This is a genomic window from Anaerostipes sp. Marseille-Q3525, assembly GCF_018223505.1.
In the GTDB taxonomy this organism is placed as follows: Bacteria; Bacillota; Clostridia; order Lachnospirales; family Lachnospiraceae; genus Anaerostipes; species Anaerostipes amylophilus.
Map to the genome: position 1 here is coordinate 1 of NZ_JAGTTT010000006.1, position 16,738 is coordinate 16,738.

Sequence of the window (16,738 nt, forward strand, 5' to 3'; positions counted from 1 at the left end):
GGAAGTATCCTAAACTGTTGTGGAGTAATACTGCGACAAAGATTACTATTCCTGACTGGAAGAATTTTGATCCCTGTGATGAGATAACCCCTCCAACTACACATGCAAGTCCTAAAACTGCAACACCGCGGATAAGTGATTTGTTAAAAACGCTCTTAAAATCTGCGTGTTGCCACCGGTTTCTTATAAATATTTCTTGTTATCTTATTTCCGTCACATATACGAAAGCCTACCATCGCAAATCAGAATTTATGCTTCTACTGTTTTATGATCTCTGTCTTTCATCTTATCATACTGCGCAAACATTCCCGCTAATAATGTTCCAGAGATTGAATGCCATACGCAAGATACTGCACAAATGATCGCAGATTCTGGTGTTGATGCAAACTGTGCTGTTGTTGTTGCTAAGTTTGTTGCAAGTCCAGCATTCTGCATTCCAACTTCGATAGAGATTGTTCTTTTCTTTGCTGTATTCATTCCAGTTAATCGTCCTGCACAATATCCAAGGAAGTATCCTAAACTGTTGTGGAGTAATACTGCGACAAAGATTACTATTCCTGACTGGAAGAATTTTGATCCCTGTGATGAGATAACCCCTCCAACTACACATGCAAGTCCTAAAACTGCAACACCAGGCATGACTTTCTGAACTTCTTTGAATGTTTCATTTTTTCCTAATGCATGGTTTAATACAAAACCAATTGCTACTGGTACAATAACTGTTTCAATAATAGATACGAACATTGGCAGTCCGTTGATTGTGATTTTTGCTCCGCTTGCCAAGAATGATACCATAAGTGGTGTCATGACTGGTGAAAGTATTGTTGATACTGTTGTCATTCCTACAGAAAATGCAACGTCTCCACCACAAAGGTAAGACATAATGTTGGATGATACACCTCCTGGACAGCATCCTACAAGGATTAGTCCAAGTCCGATTCCATCTGGAAGATTTAATACTTTTGTAATTCCAAATGCTAAAAATGGCATGATCAGATATTGAGCGATTGCTCCGATACAGATGTCAAATGGTCTTTGTGCAAGGATTTTGAAATCTTCTGTTGTCAGTGTCAATCCCATGCTGAACATGATAATTCCGATAATAATAGACTGGCTTGTGAATTTATTTGCTACTGGATCTGTAAATAACTGAAAATTTACCCACCCCATTAATGATGGTAAGAAAAATGTAATGACTGCGATTGCGATTACGACGATTGATGTGTAATCTGATAAAAATTTGCTTAGTTTTTGTAGTTGTTTCATATGTATATTACCTCCTGATATTCCTCACCGCCTTTCGTTTATCCGTTATTTCTGAAATTTTTTTATTTCATAGAGGATTTCATCGAAATTTCCTATGAAATAAAAAAGCCCCTTCTCAGAAAAATCTGAAAAGGGACGAATATTCCGCGTTACCACCCAATTTCTGCAATAAAATTACAGCTCTTAACGTACTAACATACGCTTTCCTTTTAACGGAGGATTCCGGCGAGACTTACTGGTTAGAAATATCAATGTCAAGTAATGTTCAGTCCGCATCTTAGAGATGATATCTGTTCATGAAAATGTATCTGCTCACACCAACCGCAGACTCTCTGAAACACTTGATTCAAAAACAGCGTTGTTCTCTTCAACGAATTTCGGTGAAGTGTATTTATTTAAAATATATTATAGTCCTATCATTTTATTTGTCAAGTTTTAATTTCCGTCATCGAAACCACTACCGGATATGTATGGAGAATGTTACTGACTGTAAACTGGGTTTTTCTCAGACAGAAGATATGAAGTTTAAATGTATCTTAAACATTTCGCCCAATCACAATTTATCCACAGATTTCTACAAATTTCTTAATTCTATCTACAGATACACTACGATACCTATCTCCGTCTTCGTCGGATACCTGGAAGGATACTCTTTCTCCCATTCCTGTCGCATCAACTCCCCAGCCTCTGCATGTGCTGTGTAACTGTTTGATTCCTGTTTTTTTCATGATCTTTTCGGCATTGTTTTCATTGACTCCACAGCCTGCAATGATCTCGATCTGATTTCCATATTTTTTTTGAAGATCTGCCAATAATGAAATTCCTTCTTCTGCTGTTGCTTCCTGTCCACTTGTTAACAGACGGTCAAAGCCTAGATCGATCAATGTTTCGATTGCTTCATATGGGTCTCTTGTGCAATCAAATGCTCTGTGAAACGTTGCCTTACGTCCTTCATTTTTTACATTTTCTAAAAATTCCTGACAGCGATTTTTATCAACTGTACGATCTTCATTTAAAAATCCAAAGGCAACTCCATCTGTTCCATAAGCCAATAATAATTTGAGATTTTCAAGCATCTGTTCATATTGATAGTTTGTATAGCAAAATCCGCCGGCTCTGGCTCTTACCATAGATACGACTTCGATATCACTGTATTGTTTGATCATGATCAGGCTTCCTAAGGATGGTGTTAATCCTCCTAAACTTAATGCACTATTTAATTCTACTCTTTTTACTCCACATTCACTTGCCATCATGGCATCTTCGAAACTTCCACAACATACTTCTATCATTTTTGTTTCCTTCCTTTACTCACAAATATTTTATCTTTATAGCATAGATCATTAATAAATTTATTTAGAATATCTTATGATTCTGGCATATATTTTTTCCCTGTTTCCGTCTGAGCAAGTCCTGCCTGACTCGTTTCTTTTAACGAACATGGTAATAGATCACCAACTTCCGCCATTGCATCAATAACCTCATCTAATGGAACTTTGCTTTCAATTTCCGCCATTGCCATATCCGAAGCTGTGATCGCATTGACGGATCCAATGACATTTCTTTTGATACATGGAACTTCTACCAGTCCGCCTAGTGGATCGCATACCAGTCCTAACAGAGATTTTAATGCAAATGCACCTGCATCAAACACCTGCTTTGTGCTGCCACCACGGATATAAGTGATCGCTGCCGCTGCCATACAGGAAGCAGAACCGATTTCAGCCTGACATCCGCCTTGCGCTCCTGCAATGCAGGCACGTTCGGCAATAACTTGTCCAACTCCAGCTGCAATATACATTCCTTCTAACATCTTCGCTTCTGGAATCTTATAAAACTGTTCGTATGTGATCAGTACCGCTGGCAGTACTCCGCAGGCTCCGGCTGTTGGTGCTGCTACGATTCGTTTCATACAGGCATTGGATTCTCCCATTTTTAAGGCATTTGCCATAACAGTTCCGACAAATTCACCGGTTAAGTTCTGCATTTTTCTGACTTCTTCCATCATTTTTTCACCGTCACCGCCGGATAATCCGCTTCTGGATCTTAAATCTTTGTCATAATTTTCATTGGCTTCTTTCATTGCCAGATACATGCTACTCATCTTGCCAATGGACTCTAGACGATCTACTTGTCGTTCTGTCATATCATCATGTAAAATTGCTTCCCATAACTGACAATCCTCTGCTTTTGCTCTTGTTTCAATTTCTTCTACTGATGTAAATCCCATACTCTAGTCCTCCTTCATCTTTGCAAGATAGGTAACTTTCTGAATTCCTTCCAGACGTTCCAAAAAGTTCAGACCTTCTTCTGGTATTTCTTTGTCGCATTCAATGACCATAACTGCACTTCCGCCTCGATGATCTCTGTATAGCTGCATCGTTGCGATATTGACAGATTTGTGAGCAAGCATAGATGTCACTTCTGCTACATGACCCGGCTGATCATCATTGTGTACAACTAACGTTGTATATTCCCCACTAAAGTTTGCTTCCAGTCCGTCAATCGTACAGATCTTGATTCTTCCGCCACCTAAGGAACAGGCTATGATCTCAAGATTTCTTCCTGACTCCCCGACTAATAATAATTTTACACTGTTTGGATGTGCATTTTTTAACTGAATCTTTCCAATCTCAAATTTCATTCCAGATTCTTCTGCAATCTCAAAACTATCCGGAATACGGATATCATCGGCCGTCATTCCAAGCAGTCCTGCAACTAATGCCTTATCTGTACCATGTCCTTTTCCTGTTGCTAGAAATGAGCCATGTAATAGTATTTTTGCTTCTTTTACCGATTCTCCGAGCAGATGTCTTGATACCTGTCCAATTCTTACAGCACCTGCTGTGTGAGAGCTCGACGGTCCGACCATCACTGGTCCTACGATGTCAAATAAATTCATATATCTTCTCCTGTCTGTGTATGCCTTTCGTCTTTGAAATGCTGTGTTTTGTACTTATTTCCTCTTTTTATATAATTTACTCGTAAAGCATGAAAAAGGCAAGTATAGAATTTCCTATACTTGCCCTGCTTTGGAACATCTTTGATCAATCTTCTGATCATTTTCAAAAAATCTCTTAGAAATTAAATCCTTTGATTGTTGCAAAGTAATCGTCTGGTGTTTCTGCACGACGGATCATTTCTGTTGTTCCATCTTCTTTTAATAAGATCTCTGCAGATTTTAATTTACCATTGTAGTTGTATCCCATTGCAAATCCATGTGCTCCTGTATCGTGGATCACTAACAGGTCTCCCATGTCGATCTTAGGTAATTTACGGTCGATCGCGAATTTGTCGTTATTCTCGCAAAGTGATCCTGTGATGTCATATACATGATCTGCTGGTTCATTTTCTTTACCCATAACTGTGATGTGATGATATGCACCATACATTGCAGGTCTCATTAAGTTTACTGCACACGCATCAACACCGACATATTCTTTATGTGTATGTTTTTCGTGAATTGCTTTTGTTACTAATACTCCGTTTGGTGCAAGCATATAACGTCCAAGCTCTGTAAAGATCTTCACATCTCCCATTCCGGCTGGCACTAGAATTTCATCATATACTTTGTGTACTCCTTCACCAATGACTGCGATATCATTTCCTTTCTGATCTGGAAGATAAGGGATTCCGACTCCACCAGATAAGTTGATAAATCCGATATGAACTCCAACTTCTTCTTTTAATTTCACTGCTAATTCAAATAACTGTTTAGCAAGCGTTGGGTAGTATTCATTAGAAACTGTGTTACTTGCAAGGAAAGAGTGGATTCCAAATTCTTTGACACCAAGTTCTTTTAACTGTTTGAATGCTTCAAAAATCTGTTCTGTTGTCATTCCATATTTTGCATCCCCAGGGTTATCCATGATATCTGTTCCTAATGCGAAAACTCCACCCGGATTATAACGGCAGGAAATCTTTTCTGGGATTCCAGCACATTCTTTTAAGAATTCGATATGTGTAATGTCATCTAAGTTGATCGTTGCACCTAACTGTTTTGCAAGGATGAATTCTTCTGCTGGTGTGTCGTTAGAAGAGAACATGATTTCGCTTCCATCGAATCCACAACGATCTGACATCATAAGTTCTGTTAAAGATGAGCAGTCTGTTCCGCATCCTTCTTCTCTTAAGATCTTTAAGATTGTTGGGTTTGGTGTTGCTTTTACTGCAAAATATTCTTTAAATCCTTTATTCCATGAAAATGCTTTGTATAATCCTCTTGCTGTTTCACGGATTCCTTTTTCATCATATAAATGAAATGGAGTTGGGTATTTCTTTACGATCTCATCTAACTGTTCTTTTGTTACAAATGGTACTTTTGCCATGGTGTTTTGTTCCTTTCTTTTATACTTTTTGTATATTTATTGCATTTTTAATAGTTGTATTTCATTGGCCAGTGCATCTTTAAATACTTCCACCAGATTGTTGTTGCTGGAATACAGACTGGTTGCCTCGTAGCAGTTCGTGATCGCTCCTGTTAAAACATCTTTGGAATCTGTGATCAGCCGGATCTGTTCCTTCTTACATTGCGTCAGATAAACAGTTGCTCCTTTTAATTCGAATGGTTCATTCGTTATGATCACAACTTTCTTGCCTTCACTTACCATCTTCTCTAAGTATTCCCGGAACATCTCCAGTCGCTCATTGTATACAGAGATATATGCTCGCTCTTCTGCCTGAAGCAGCATATCGATGATCTTATCGCAAATATGTTCTTCGCCTTTGATCGTCAGATAACCGCCTTCGTTCTTTCGTTTGCCTGGAAGTTCTTCCTTCAGCTCTGTCTTCTTCTGTTCCAGATGTCTAATCTTATTGCTGCAGAATTCTTCGATCGCAACCGGTGTATAACGAACTGTATCTTCTTCTTGTATATAGGCTGCACCTTTGTCTACCAGACCTGCCAGTGCATTGTATGCGTTAGATCTTGAAATCCCGCTTTGCTTGGCTGCCTCATATCCATTAAGGCTTCCTTCCAGTGTCAGTAAAATGTAAAGACTGGCTTCATGTCTTGTGAGTCCAAACTCCATCAGACGCTCTACATTATCCATCACTTTCACCTCGTGTTCCTATCTAGGACTACTATAGTTGAATTAAAAAAGAATGTCAAGCTTTCCTTGACATTCTGAGAATTTTTCTTACAACTCTTCTTCTTTTCCCACATACTCTTTTCCACCAACTGTCATGATGTCAAAATCAACATAGGCTACTTTGTCTTTGCTGTCTCCACTAATGTTATATTTCTGTTTTACATTTTTTGCTTCTTTTTTGATCTGCTGCAATTTTGCATATCTCATTGCTTCTTTTGAAGAGATTTTTCTCTCTTTATTTGTTTTAGAATCTGTAAGTGTAAAATCATAATTATTAAAATCTGTATAATATTTGGTAATCTTTATTCTGTCTTTGATCTTCCAGAATACGATCTGCATCATATCATGATCCGGATCGATAAATACCATTTTGCAGCCGCTTTTTGATGGAATAGTGTAAACAGGTTCTGCCTGCCCTTTCCACCATGGAATTATTTTAGCAATCTTTTTATCCTGCTTACTCATCGTATCTTTGAGCCAGAAAGCTGTTTTATAATCCTTCTTTGAAACTTCATAAAACCCAAAGTTCATTACTCCATCTCCACCGCCATCTGACGTTTCATACTTTTCCCCTTGATATGTAAACGTTGTAAGATCTGAAAATGTATCCATCTGCTTTTGTAGATTTTCATGCAATATTGAAAAAGACATTTCTCTCATCTTGCGAAAAGAAAAGTAAAAATATAAGTATCATTTGCCTCATTAAACCACCTGCCGGATTTATGACAATCCAGACAGCAAACAGGATAAGTATAATACTTGTAAACCATTGTTTTTTAACTGCTTCTATGCTGCTTTTTTTCATGAATTTGTCTCCCCTCTTAGTCTATTTTAATAACTTTATTCAAAAGATGTTTTTAGTATATCTGATACATAATTACTTGTCTATATTTTATATTGACATTTATTCTTATAACTGTTAATATATTCCTTGTAAATATTTTACAGATTTCTTTATCCCTTCTTTAATCTGTTTCCAAATCAAATATTTATTATAGCACAAATTTATTTACTAATTTGTTTAGTTTCTTGTCTAATAGTGCTTGTCACTATCTACATTTTCCGATACAATGAAAGGAGAAACTTATGGCTAAAAACAAAAAATCGCTACAGGATTTAACATTACTTGACCGTTTTTTATTTGCTGAAGTTATGGAAGATTCTAAGACATTTGAGAATATACTGTCTATTATTCTTGGAGAAGATATCTCAATTCAAGGCCGACCACAGTCTGAACATGAAAGCCGGACTTCACCTTTAAAAAGACAAGTTCGACTCGATGTATGGGCAGAAGATGAAGCTGATGCTGTTTACAATGTAGAAGCTCAAAAAGAAAATACGAAAAATCTTCCTCATAGAAGTCGTTTTTATCAGGCTTTGATTGATTCTAAATTACTAGATCCTGGAGAAGTGGATTTTTCAAATATGAAAGACTGTTATTCCATTATTATTGCACCTTTTGATCTATTTGGAAAAGAATTATATCAATATACTTTTCAAATGACCTGTAATGAAACTGGACAAACTTTAGGAGATGGTGCTATCCGCATTTTCTTAAACACTCATGGTAAAAATCCTAAGGATATCAGTCCTGAATTAAAGGAACTTCTTTATTATATGGAGCATACTACCGAAGATGTTACTTGTTCCACATCACGTCTTCAGGAAATCAAGGATCACGTCAATGTTGTGAAATCCAGCGAAGAGATTGGAGTGAAATATATGCAGGAATGGGAAGAAAAGATTCTTGAGAAACGAAAAGCACGTGCAGAAGGATTGGCTGAGGGACGTGCAGAAGGACATGCGGAAGGACGTGCAGAAGGACGTGCGGAAGGACGTGCGGAAGGAGAAACTTTTAGATTCATTCAACTCATTAAAAAGAAAATCCAGAAGTCGAAATCTTTAATTCAAATTGCTGACGAACTGGAAGAAGAACCTACCGACATTCAATCACTTTACGAATGTGTTACACAAAATATCAATCTAACTGTCGAAGAAATTTATAAAATCTACATTTCAACTAATAAAACTAACAACTAACAAAGAACTCCACAGCCTACGCTGTGGAGTTCTTACTTTATTGATATTTACATCATCAATATTCAATTTCGTCAAAAAATGGCAAATCTTATTCGTCAGCTTTTCCTTCAGATCCGAATAATTTAATCTTTGTAATTACCATATCTTTAATAGCTTCAGCACCTGGTGCTAATAATTTACGAGGGTCGAAACCTTTTCCTTCAAGGTCTTTTCCATCTTCGATATATTTACGTGTAGCTTCAGCAAATGCAATCTGGCATTCTGTGTTAACGTTGATCTTAGCTACTCCAAGAGAGATTGCTTTTTTGATCATATCATCAGGGATTCCTGTACCACCGTGTAATACTAATGGCATATCTCCTGTTAACTGCTGAATTGCATCTAATGTTTCGAAGCTTAATCCTTCCCAGTTTTCTGGGTATTTTCCGTGGATGTTTCCGATTCCTGCTGCAAGCATTGTTACTCCAAGATCTGCAACTGATTTGCATTCTTTAGGATCTGCGCATTCACCTCTACCGATAACTCCATCTTCTTCTCCACCGATAGATCCAACTTCGGCTTCGATAGACATTCCTTTTCCTTTTGCAACTTTTACAAGTTCTTTTGTTTTTTCAATGTTTTCTTCGATTGGATAGTGAGATCCATCAAACATGATAGAAGAGAATCCAGCTTCGATACATTTGTAGCATCCTTCATAAGAACCGTGGTCTAAGTGAAGAGCTACTGGTACAGAAATGTTTAATTCTTCTAACATTCCGTTAACCATTCCTACAACAGTTTTGTATCCTGTCATATATTTTCCTGCTCCTTCAGAAACACCAAGGATCACTGGAGATCTTGTCTCTTCTGCTGCTAATAAAATAGATTTTGTCCATTCTAAGTTGTTGATGTTGAACTGTCCAACTGCGTAATGTCCGGCTTTCGCCTTGTTTAACATTTCTTTTGCTGATACTAACATAGTTTGTCCTCCATATAATTCGTTAACTTTTTCACATCTAGTTCATTATACTCTATTTATACGTGGGTTGCAAGTTCTGAGTTGCAACCCACGCATATATTATTTCTGATTTTTCTGCACAATCTCTTCATATAAATCATCGATGTTCTGATCTTTTAAAAAGTTTTGAATGGTTACAATACGAATTCCCGGATTTGCTCCCTGTGCTCTTTCTAAATGATGTTGCACCCATTGCACTACTTCCTAATCCTGCGTCACATGCGAATACAACTTTGTTGATATCTGCTGTAGAAACTGCTTCTCCTTTTGTTCCAGATAAAATATCTTTTCCTTCCTGTTTCATTGCTTTGAATTTTTCCTGAGATTTTGCTAGTTCTTCATCAACTCGTTTGGTGTTGTTTGAATTGATCTTTTAATTTTTCTCCAACTTTCACTATATATCCGCCAAATTCATGTCCTGTGATAACTGGATGTTCTTTGCTTACATCATCCGGAACTCGTTTATGATCTCCTCCTCGGATCGCTGCTTTGTATGTGGAAAGACATACACTGTTTGATACAATTTTTACAAGTAACTCTTCCTCTCCAATCTCTGGAAGATCTACTTCTTTTATGTAAACTTGATTTTTCCCTGATAGTACTGCTGCTGTTGCTTTCATGATCAATCATACCTCCTACATTTTGATATAATCATTATCTCCTTCTACTTTTAATAACAGATCTCCTTGTAAGGAATCTCTTAAAACTCTTGTTACATTTTTACTGTCACTATTTTGATACCATGCTTCGGCTTCTTCTCTTGAAGAACCACCTTTTTCTTTTCTTGAAACTAAACGTTCTTTTAACATCTCTTCTTCTGCAAGAATCAAAATCTTATAATCTGCATATTGCTGCATAGATCTCCAAGGTTCCTGTTTTAACAATAACCAGTTTCCTTCGATTAAAATGATATCTTTTGTGACTTTAATTTGATCTTCTACTACATCATGAAGATTCCTGTCATAAATCGGCCATAAAATATCTTCTGTTTTGATCTTTTCCAGTTTCTTCCTTACCTTTGCCGTGTCATATGTTTCTGGACATCCTTTAACCTGTTTCATTGGTACTGTCTCTCCAAATACTACCGCGTCGTGTGAATTAATATAATCAGAATGATAATGGAATCCATCAAGTCCCAATGCCTGAATCTCTGTCAGTTCTTGTTCTTCTTTGGATAAATATTCTAAGAACTGACTTAATGTCGTCTTCCCAACCGCTGGTGGTGCTGCCATAAATACTATGAGTCTTTCATTTTTTTGTTTCTGCAGTTCATGTAAATGTTTTAATAATGGAAGAAACACTTCTCGGATCGTTTCTTCATTGTAAACTGCTTTCATTTCAAAACCATTGACTTTAATTAAATATTCTTTCCATTCTTTCATATGCCACCTCTTTCTTTATACTTATTATACGATATGTTCTTTTGCAGATACAAGGAATAGACTTTTTAGTTTGGCAGCATTAAAAAGTGCCATCTTTTTATGTTATAAAAAAGATGGCACTTCTGATCCGTGACAAATATTTAGTTAAATTTTGTGTAATCAATGAGATCTCCCAGATAATCATATCCGAACTGATATACCATGATATTTCTGATCACTGCAAATCCAAAGAAGATACATATTCCCAAGATCAACATCCAAAGTCTTGGCTTCATGATCCCAATCTCTCTGCCTGTCAGCTTCTTTATCATCCATCCTATCATGCACCATAGAAACATAATCTCGGTATATACAACCGTTGGATTACAGAAAAATGCTCTCTCAATATCCAAATGAAGTAGCGCGATCACACTTCTTGTTCCGCCACATGCCGGACAGTAAAAATGTGTAACTTCTTTGAAAAAGCAGGGCATACTTCTTATGATCTTATATAGAATCATCATTTTCATCAATATATGTATCATAATGTGTATTAAACTCTTTCATTTCATTTTGGAAATCTGCACTGAGCAGAATATTCATAACAAAAACTGTGATCAAGATGATAGAACCTATGATCCCTATGATTCCACAGATCAGTCCTGCTTTCGCTTTCTTTCCTCTTGTCTCATTGACTTTTGGAGTCACTGCAAAACAAATGATCGCTGCGATTCCAGTGATGATCGCAATCGGTGTGCAGCAACAGCTGACCATACATACAACAGAAATGATTCCTAAGATCATTGCTGCAAGGGCAATTCCACTTGTTTGTGCCTGTTGATCAACATTTGCTTCCTGTTGTGTGTTGTAATGATTGTATCTCATGTTTTCGTTTTCATATCTTGACTGATCTTCTTGTCTCTGATCCTCATCTTTGATCTCGTATCCAGTATATGGATCGTATCTTTTATCTTCCATTCTTTTCTCCTCTACTTTCTAATGTAGCGAATCATTCCTGGTCCTAATTTATCTGTCGGACGCGAAATAAATTCATGCTTATGATAAAACGGCTCTCGTCCAACTGCACACATCAGATCAAGCATGATCTCTGTTCCCTCTTCACAAAGATCCTCTACATACTTGATCAGATCTTCAATGATCGCACTTCCAATTCCATAATGCTGGTAGTCTGGATGGATCATCAGATCCTGAATATAGCAAATGACAGCCCCGTCACCGACGAGTCGTCCCATTCCTACAATCTTTGCATCAATGTATGCACAGACAATATACAAACTGTTATCTAATGCTTTCTTCGCCTGTGTTCTTGATAATGGTTTGAAGTTGACTGCTTTTCTTAATTCAAGATATGTATCAACTCCTACATTATTTGATACTAGTGTTACTAATTTCATTCTTTCTTTTTCTTCTTTCTTCCATAATAATAGTGGTTTCCTTATAAAATAAAATATTTCTTTAATTGGCTATCATCTTATCACGAATTTTATCAGAATACAAGAAATGAGTATCTTGTGCTAAAATTTATGATCTTATACACAAAAAAACAGATGATTTTTATTTTTTCCACAAAAATCACCTGTTTCTTCTATATAATAGTAGATATTTTAAGACCTAATCCTGTAGTGCATCTACATCACGTTCCCCAGTACGGATCTTCACTACATTTCTTACTTCATAACTAAAGATCTTTCCGTCACCGACTTCTCCTGTAAATGCAGCTTTCTGAATGGCTTCAATTGTTTTTCTCTCCCATTCTTCAGAGGATACCACAATCTCAAATTTAATTTTTGGTCTCATCAACATATCAACTTTGGTACCACGGACAACTTCCGTAAACCCTTTCTGAGCTCCACATCCCATGACCTGTGATACTGTGATTCCGTTAACTCCGATTTTATTCAAAGCTTCTTTGACGTCTTCGAATTTTTCTTCGCGGACGATCGCATTAATTTTGATCAGCATATATTTTCACCTCTTTTTAATCTAAACCGTTAAAGCTTGGATAAGCATTTTCTCCATGTTCTGATACATCCAATCCGATTTTCTCGGCTCTTTCTTCCACTCGAAGTGGAGTAAAGATACGAACGATCGCAATGCAGATCAAACTTCCTACAACTGCAACTGCGATAGATACAAAAATTCCTATGATCTGTGCCACAAATAATCTTGTCTCTCCAAAGACAAGTCCATTCCATTTGGCAACTCCGTTGATGGATGTCATTCCGAATAATCCTGTTGCGATACCTCCCCAGATACCACCGATTCCATGGCAGCCAAAGGCATCTAATGCATCATCGATCTTTAATTTTCCTTTGATCAGTTTAACTCCAAAGTAGCAGATTGGACTGACTAATAATCCGCAGATGACTGCTGCCCACATTGGGACAAATCCAGCTCCTGGTGTGATCGCTACTAATCCGATCACTAATCCTGTGGAAGCTCCAACTAAAGTTGTTTTTTCTTCTGAAAATACTTCGATCAGCATCCATGATACAAGTCCTGCGGCTGCTGAAACTGAAGTTGTCATAAATGCATGTGCTGCAAGTCCATTTGCTGCAAGAGCACTTCCTGCATTAAATCCATACCATCCAAACCATAACAGTGCAGCTCCTAAAAATACAAACGGTGTATTATGTACGTGGTAAACTCCCTGGTCATATCCACGACGTTTTCCAAGTGTTAATGCTAATACCAGTCCACTCACACCTGATGTGATATGAACAACATTTCCTCCTGCGAAATCAACTGATCCGATCTTGGCTAAGAATCCGCCTTCACCCCATACCATATGTGCCATTGGATAGTAAACGATCAATGACCATAAAATAATAAAAAGAACTAATGCCTTAAATTTCATTCTTCCTGCGACAGATCCTGTGATCAACGCTGGTGTGATCATTGCAAACATCATCTGAAATGCTGCAAATGCAAGGTTTGGAATCGTAGATGCGTAAGGTCCCGGTTTCATTCCGACTCCGTTAAAACCAAACCATTTTGCTCCTCCAATGATCCCTGCGTGGTTTCCTCCGAAAGATAATGCATATCCAACAAGTACCCACATGATCACGGAAACTCCCATGATGAATACACACTGCATCATCGTGTTTCCAACGTTTTTCCTTCGTACCATTCCTCCATAGAAAAATGCAAGGCCTGGTGTCATAATAAATACAAATGCTGCACATAGCAGTATAAATGCTGTATCTCCTGCGTTCATAATATATTCCTCCATTCTCATTTTCAAATATGCTTCTATGCTCGTCAGAGTAGCTGGTTCTGACATCTTTGAAAATCTCTCGAGAGAATGTTTTCTTTTATAGTCTTTTCTATAAAAGAAAAAGGAGCCAAAGCACACTTTAACTTATGCTTTGACTCCTTTGTCACGTTTATAGTAACAAAAGGTGTTTTAAAATGCAAGATTTATTTATGTATTTTTATCAAGACAATTGTGATTTGAATGACGGAAATTATTGGTGGAATATTATAAAAAGAGATCATGTGTCTGCAACCCACTTGCGTTCGGACTCCCACGTAGCTGTACTAAGCTCCTGAATGGTCTAACGACCATCCACTCGCTAAGTGCAGACGTGTCCGTACGGTTGCCGACACATGATCTCTTTTTATAATATTCAAATAATTTACGTGATTCAAACCACTATACAGTGTGTATGTTGTATGGTATTGATTGATAATTTTTGTATTCGTTAACAGAAGTTTAGCTAAAATCTACAAGCACCTTCTGTCTGAAAATTTCCTATTTTACAATCAATGCTGTTCTCCATACACCCCCACTTGAATTTTTCAATCTTGTAATTGTCCACACTTTAGACTTCTGGTATATGATAAAAAATAAATAAACGATCGGAAGCGCAGCATTAGAATTTTGCCATGTTTTTTACGGATTCGCAGCCGGCTTGGTGCGTTGTCTGAGCCTCATAGAGTTTCTGTTTTGAATACCCTTGAAGGCGAGTTACGCAAGGAAAGCCGGCGGATCAGCGATCTGTAAAAAACGTGAGGAAAATTCTCTAGCTGCTCTTCCGATCGTTTATTTATTTTTTTCATATACTCAAAATCTACAGTTGGCCAACTACAAGAATTAAAATTTAATTCTTATTCAACATCTGCTAATGCTGCAAGATTTTCTTCTCCTGTACGGATTTTGATAACTTTGTCTACGTTGTATACAAAGATCTTACCATCTCCGATATGTCCTGTGTAAAGGGCTTTCTTCGCAGCTTCGATGATGTTATCAACTGGGATATTTCCGACGATGACTTCAACTTTAACTTTTGGAAGTAATGTTGCATCGACTTCAGCACCTCTGTATCGTTCTCCAGCACCTTTCTGGATACCACAACCCATGACCTGAGTAACCGTCATACCAGTAACTCCAACATCGTTCATTGCTTTTCTTAACTTGTCATATCTTGTTAATTTTGCAATAATAACAACTTTATACATTCCTGTTACAAGATCTGGAGCTTTGCTAACCTGTACAGCTGCTGCTTTCTGAACTTCAGAAGCTTTGTCGTAATCTTCCTGTCCAAGAACAGTGTTTGCATTTTCTTCCATGATCATTGTGTTAGAAATATCCATCATACTGAATCCAGCATATGCTGATGTTAAGCCATGTTCTGGTCCATCCAGACCGATGATTTCTTCTTCTTCTGTTACACGAAGACCAATCGTTGCTTTGATGATCGTAAATGTCAAACTGATCGTTACGGCTGTCCAAGCACAGACACATACGATACCGATGATCTGAATCTTTAATAATCCAAATCCACCACCATAGAAGAGTCCGTTTAATTCACTTCCTGGTGCAGTTTTTGTTGCAAATAATCCTGTTGCTAATGTTCCCCATAAACCATTCATGAAATGTACTGCTACAGCTCCAACTGGGTCATCAATTCTTAATTTATAGTCTAAAAACCATACTCCAAAACAAACAAGTAATCCAGAAACAGCTCCAATAACGATCGCTCCAAATGCATCTGTAACATCACATGGTGCTGTGATTGCTACAAGTCCTGCAAGAGATGCGTTTAATGACATTGATACATCAGGTTTTCCATATTTTACCCATGTAAAGATCATACATACAACAGTTGCAACTGCTGGTGAGATTGTTGTTGTTACGAAAATAGATCCTAACTGTTCAATAGATGTTGCTGCTGCACCATTGAATCCATACCATCCAAGCCAAAGGATAAATACTCCTAATGCTCCAAGTGGAATGTTATGTCCCGGAAATGCATTTACTTTTGTAATATTTCCATCTTTGTCTTTTGTGAATTTACCAATACGTGGTCCTAAGAATTTTGCTCCGATCAGTGCGGATAATCCACCAACCATATGAATTGCACAAGATCCAGCGAAATCATGGAATCCCATCTGAGATAACCATCCTCCACCCCAGATCCAATGTGCTTCGATCGGATAGATCAATGCGGAGATAACTGCGGAATAAATACAGTATGATAAGAATTTTGTTCTTTCTGCCATGGCTCCGGATACGATCGTTGCTGTTGTTGCACAGAATACTAAGTTAAATACGAAACTAGACCAGTCAAAATTTGCATAAGATGTAAAAATATCAAATCCAGGTTTTCCAATCAATCCGATCATATCTTCCCCGAGTAATAAACTGAAACCGATCAGAATAAATACACAAGTACCAATACAGAAGTCCATCAGGTTTTTCATGATAATATTTCCGGCATTCTTAGCTCTTGTAAATCCGGCTTCAACCATAGCGAATCCGGCCTGCATCCAGAATACCAATGCGGCTCCGATAAGGAACCAGACCCCAAAAATCTGGGTGTTCATTGCGTTCATAATTTCTTTTGTCATATCTTTGTCCTCCCATTTCGAAAGTTTCATCTTTTCATTCAGGAAGAAACGCGCGTGTCTGTACTCAATGAATTGATTGAAGGATTTTAGAAATCCTTCTTGATAAAAAG

At 37.5% G+C, this 16,738-nt stretch carries 19 protein-coding genes, 1 pseudogene and 1 other annotated feature; of the genes and pseudogenes, 1 reads left to right on the plus strand and 19 read right to left on the minus strand.

Annotation, left to right across the window (positions count from 1 at the left end):
* From KE503_RS14965 to KE503_RS04325, 9 genes and pseudogenes are all read right to left on the minus strand, one after another.
* Nucleotides 1–130, minus strand: a pseudogene (locus KE503_RS14965) (bile acid:sodium symporter family protein); the annotation flags it as partial.
* A 119-nt stretch (nt 131–249) separates the two neighbouring features.
* Nucleotides 250–1,266, minus strand: a complete 1,017-nt coding sequence (locus KE503_RS04290) for a bile acid:sodium symporter family protein (protein WP_055196366.1) — start codon at nt 1,264–1,266, stop codon at nt 250–252.
* A gap of 128 nt (nt 1,267–1,394) precedes the next feature.
* Nucleotides 1,395–1,646, minus strand: a binding site (T-box leader).
* Nucleotides 1,647–1,826: 180 nt separating this feature from the next.
* Entirely contained in the window at nt 1,827–2,558 is a 732-nt protein-coding gene (locus KE503_RS04295; RefSeq protein ID WP_022375224.1) for a copper homeostasis protein CutC, read from the minus strand.
* 74 nt (nt 2,559–2,632) lie between these two features.
* Nucleotides 2,633–3,496 (minus strand): L-serine ammonia-lyase, iron-sulfur-dependent, subunit alpha, encoded by an 864-nt coding sequence (gene sdaAA, locus KE503_RS04300; protein ID WP_212384566.1) that lies wholly within the window; start codon nt 3,494–3,496, stop codon nt 2,633–2,635.
* Nucleotides 3,497–3,499: 3 nt separating this feature from the next.
* Nucleotides 3,500–4,168 carry an L-serine ammonia-lyase, iron-sulfur-dependent subunit beta gene (gene sdaAB / locus KE503_RS04305; protein WP_022375222.1) on the minus strand — a complete coding sequence of 223 codons (669 nt, stop codon included), beginning with the start codon at nt 4,166–4,168 and terminating at the stop codon, nt 3,500–3,502.
* Nucleotides 4,169–4,343: 175 nt separating this feature from the next.
* Nucleotides 4,344–5,594: a diaminopimelate decarboxylase gene (locus tag KE503_RS04310; protein ID WP_212384567.1), complete on the minus strand. Its 1,251-nt coding sequence runs from the start codon at nt 5,592–5,594 to the stop codon at nt 4,344–4,346.
* 36 nt (nt 5,595–5,630) lie between these two features.
* Entirely contained in the window at nt 5,631–6,317 is a 687-nt protein-coding gene (locus tag KE503_RS04315) for a TrmB family transcriptional regulator (RefSeq protein WP_055196369.1), read from the minus strand.
* 87 nt (nt 6,318–6,404) lie between these two features.
* A complete protein-coding gene (locus KE503_RS04320) occupies nt 6,405–7,007 on the minus strand; it encodes a hypothetical protein (RefSeq protein ID WP_212384568.1) in 603 nt (200 codons plus the stop codon).
* Nucleotides 6,985–7,161: a hypothetical protein gene (locus tag KE503_RS04325; protein ID WP_212384569.1), complete on the minus strand. Its 177-nt coding sequence runs from the start codon at nt 7,159–7,161 to the stop codon at nt 6,985–6,987. Before KE503_RS04325 ends, KE503_RS04320 begins: the two co-directional genes overlap by 23 nt.
* Nucleotides 7,162–7,442: 281 nt before the next feature.
* Between KE503_RS04325 and KE503_RS04330 the strand changes: the two genes are divergently transcribed.
* Nucleotides 7,443–8,396, plus strand: coding sequence for an Rpn family recombination-promoting nuclease/putative transposase (locus tag KE503_RS04330; RefSeq protein ID WP_212384570.1), 954 nt, complete (start codon nt 7,443–7,445; stop codon nt 8,394–8,396).
* A gap of 88 nt (nt 8,397–8,484) precedes the next feature.
* Here KE503_RS04330 and fba read toward each other — a convergent pair whose 3' ends face one another.
* From fba to KE503_RS04380, 10 genes are all read right to left on the minus strand, one after another.
* Nucleotides 8,485–9,354, minus strand: coding sequence for a class II fructose-1,6-bisphosphate aldolase (gene fba, locus KE503_RS04335; RefSeq protein ID WP_055196373.1), 870 nt, complete (start codon nt 9,352–9,354; stop codon nt 8,485–8,487).
* 136 nt (nt 9,355–9,490) lie between these two features.
* Nucleotides 9,491–9,697, minus strand: a complete 207-nt coding sequence (locus tag KE503_RS04340) for a hypothetical protein (protein ID WP_212384571.1) — start codon at nt 9,695–9,697, stop codon at nt 9,491–9,493.
* 37 nt (nt 9,698–9,734) lie between these two features.
* Nucleotides 9,735–10,013: an alcohol dehydrogenase catalytic domain-containing protein gene (locus KE503_RS04345; RefSeq protein WP_249182958.1), complete on the minus strand. Its 279-nt coding sequence runs from the start codon at nt 10,011–10,013 to the stop codon at nt 9,735–9,737.
* A gap of 15 nt (nt 10,014–10,028) precedes the next feature.
* Entirely contained in the window at nt 10,029–10,775 is a 747-nt protein-coding gene (locus KE503_RS04350) for a nucleoside/nucleotide kinase family protein (RefSeq protein WP_212384572.1), read from the minus strand.
* A 140-nt stretch (nt 10,776–10,915) separates the two neighbouring features.
* Nucleotides 10,916–11,284 (minus strand): DUF2752 domain-containing protein, encoded by a 369-nt coding sequence (locus KE503_RS04355; RefSeq protein ID WP_212384573.1) that lies wholly within the window; start codon nt 11,282–11,284, stop codon nt 10,916–10,918.
* Nucleotides 11,262–11,732 carry a hypothetical protein gene (locus tag KE503_RS04360; RefSeq protein ID WP_212384574.1) on the minus strand — a complete coding sequence of 157 codons (471 nt, stop codon included), beginning with the start codon at nt 11,730–11,732 and terminating at the stop codon, nt 11,262–11,264. The genes KE503_RS04355 and KE503_RS04360 overlap by 23 nt, the downstream gene beginning before the upstream one ends.
* Before the next feature lie 11 nt (nt 11,733–11,743).
* Nucleotides 11,744–12,169 carry a GNAT family N-acetyltransferase gene (locus KE503_RS04365; RefSeq protein ID WP_022375229.1) on the minus strand — a complete coding sequence of 142 codons (426 nt, stop codon included), beginning with the start codon at nt 12,167–12,169 and terminating at the stop codon, nt 11,744–11,746.
* Nucleotides 12,170–12,386: 217 nt separating this feature from the next.
* Nucleotides 12,387–12,737 carry a P-II family nitrogen regulator gene (locus KE503_RS04370; RefSeq protein WP_022375228.1) on the minus strand — a complete coding sequence of 117 codons (351 nt, stop codon included), beginning with the start codon at nt 12,735–12,737 and terminating at the stop codon, nt 12,387–12,389.
* 16 nt (nt 12,738–12,753) lie between these two features.
* A complete protein-coding gene (locus KE503_RS04375; protein WP_212384575.1) occupies nt 12,754–13,992 on the minus strand; it encodes an ammonium transporter in 1,239 nt (412 codons plus the stop codon).
* Nucleotides 13,993–14,885: 893 nt separating this feature from the next.
* Nucleotides 14,886–16,628: an ammonium transporter gene (locus KE503_RS04380; protein WP_055196467.1), complete on the minus strand. Its 1,743-nt coding sequence runs from the start codon at nt 16,626–16,628 to the stop codon at nt 14,886–14,888.
* Between the last annotated feature and the right edge of the window lie 110 nt (nt 16,629–16,738).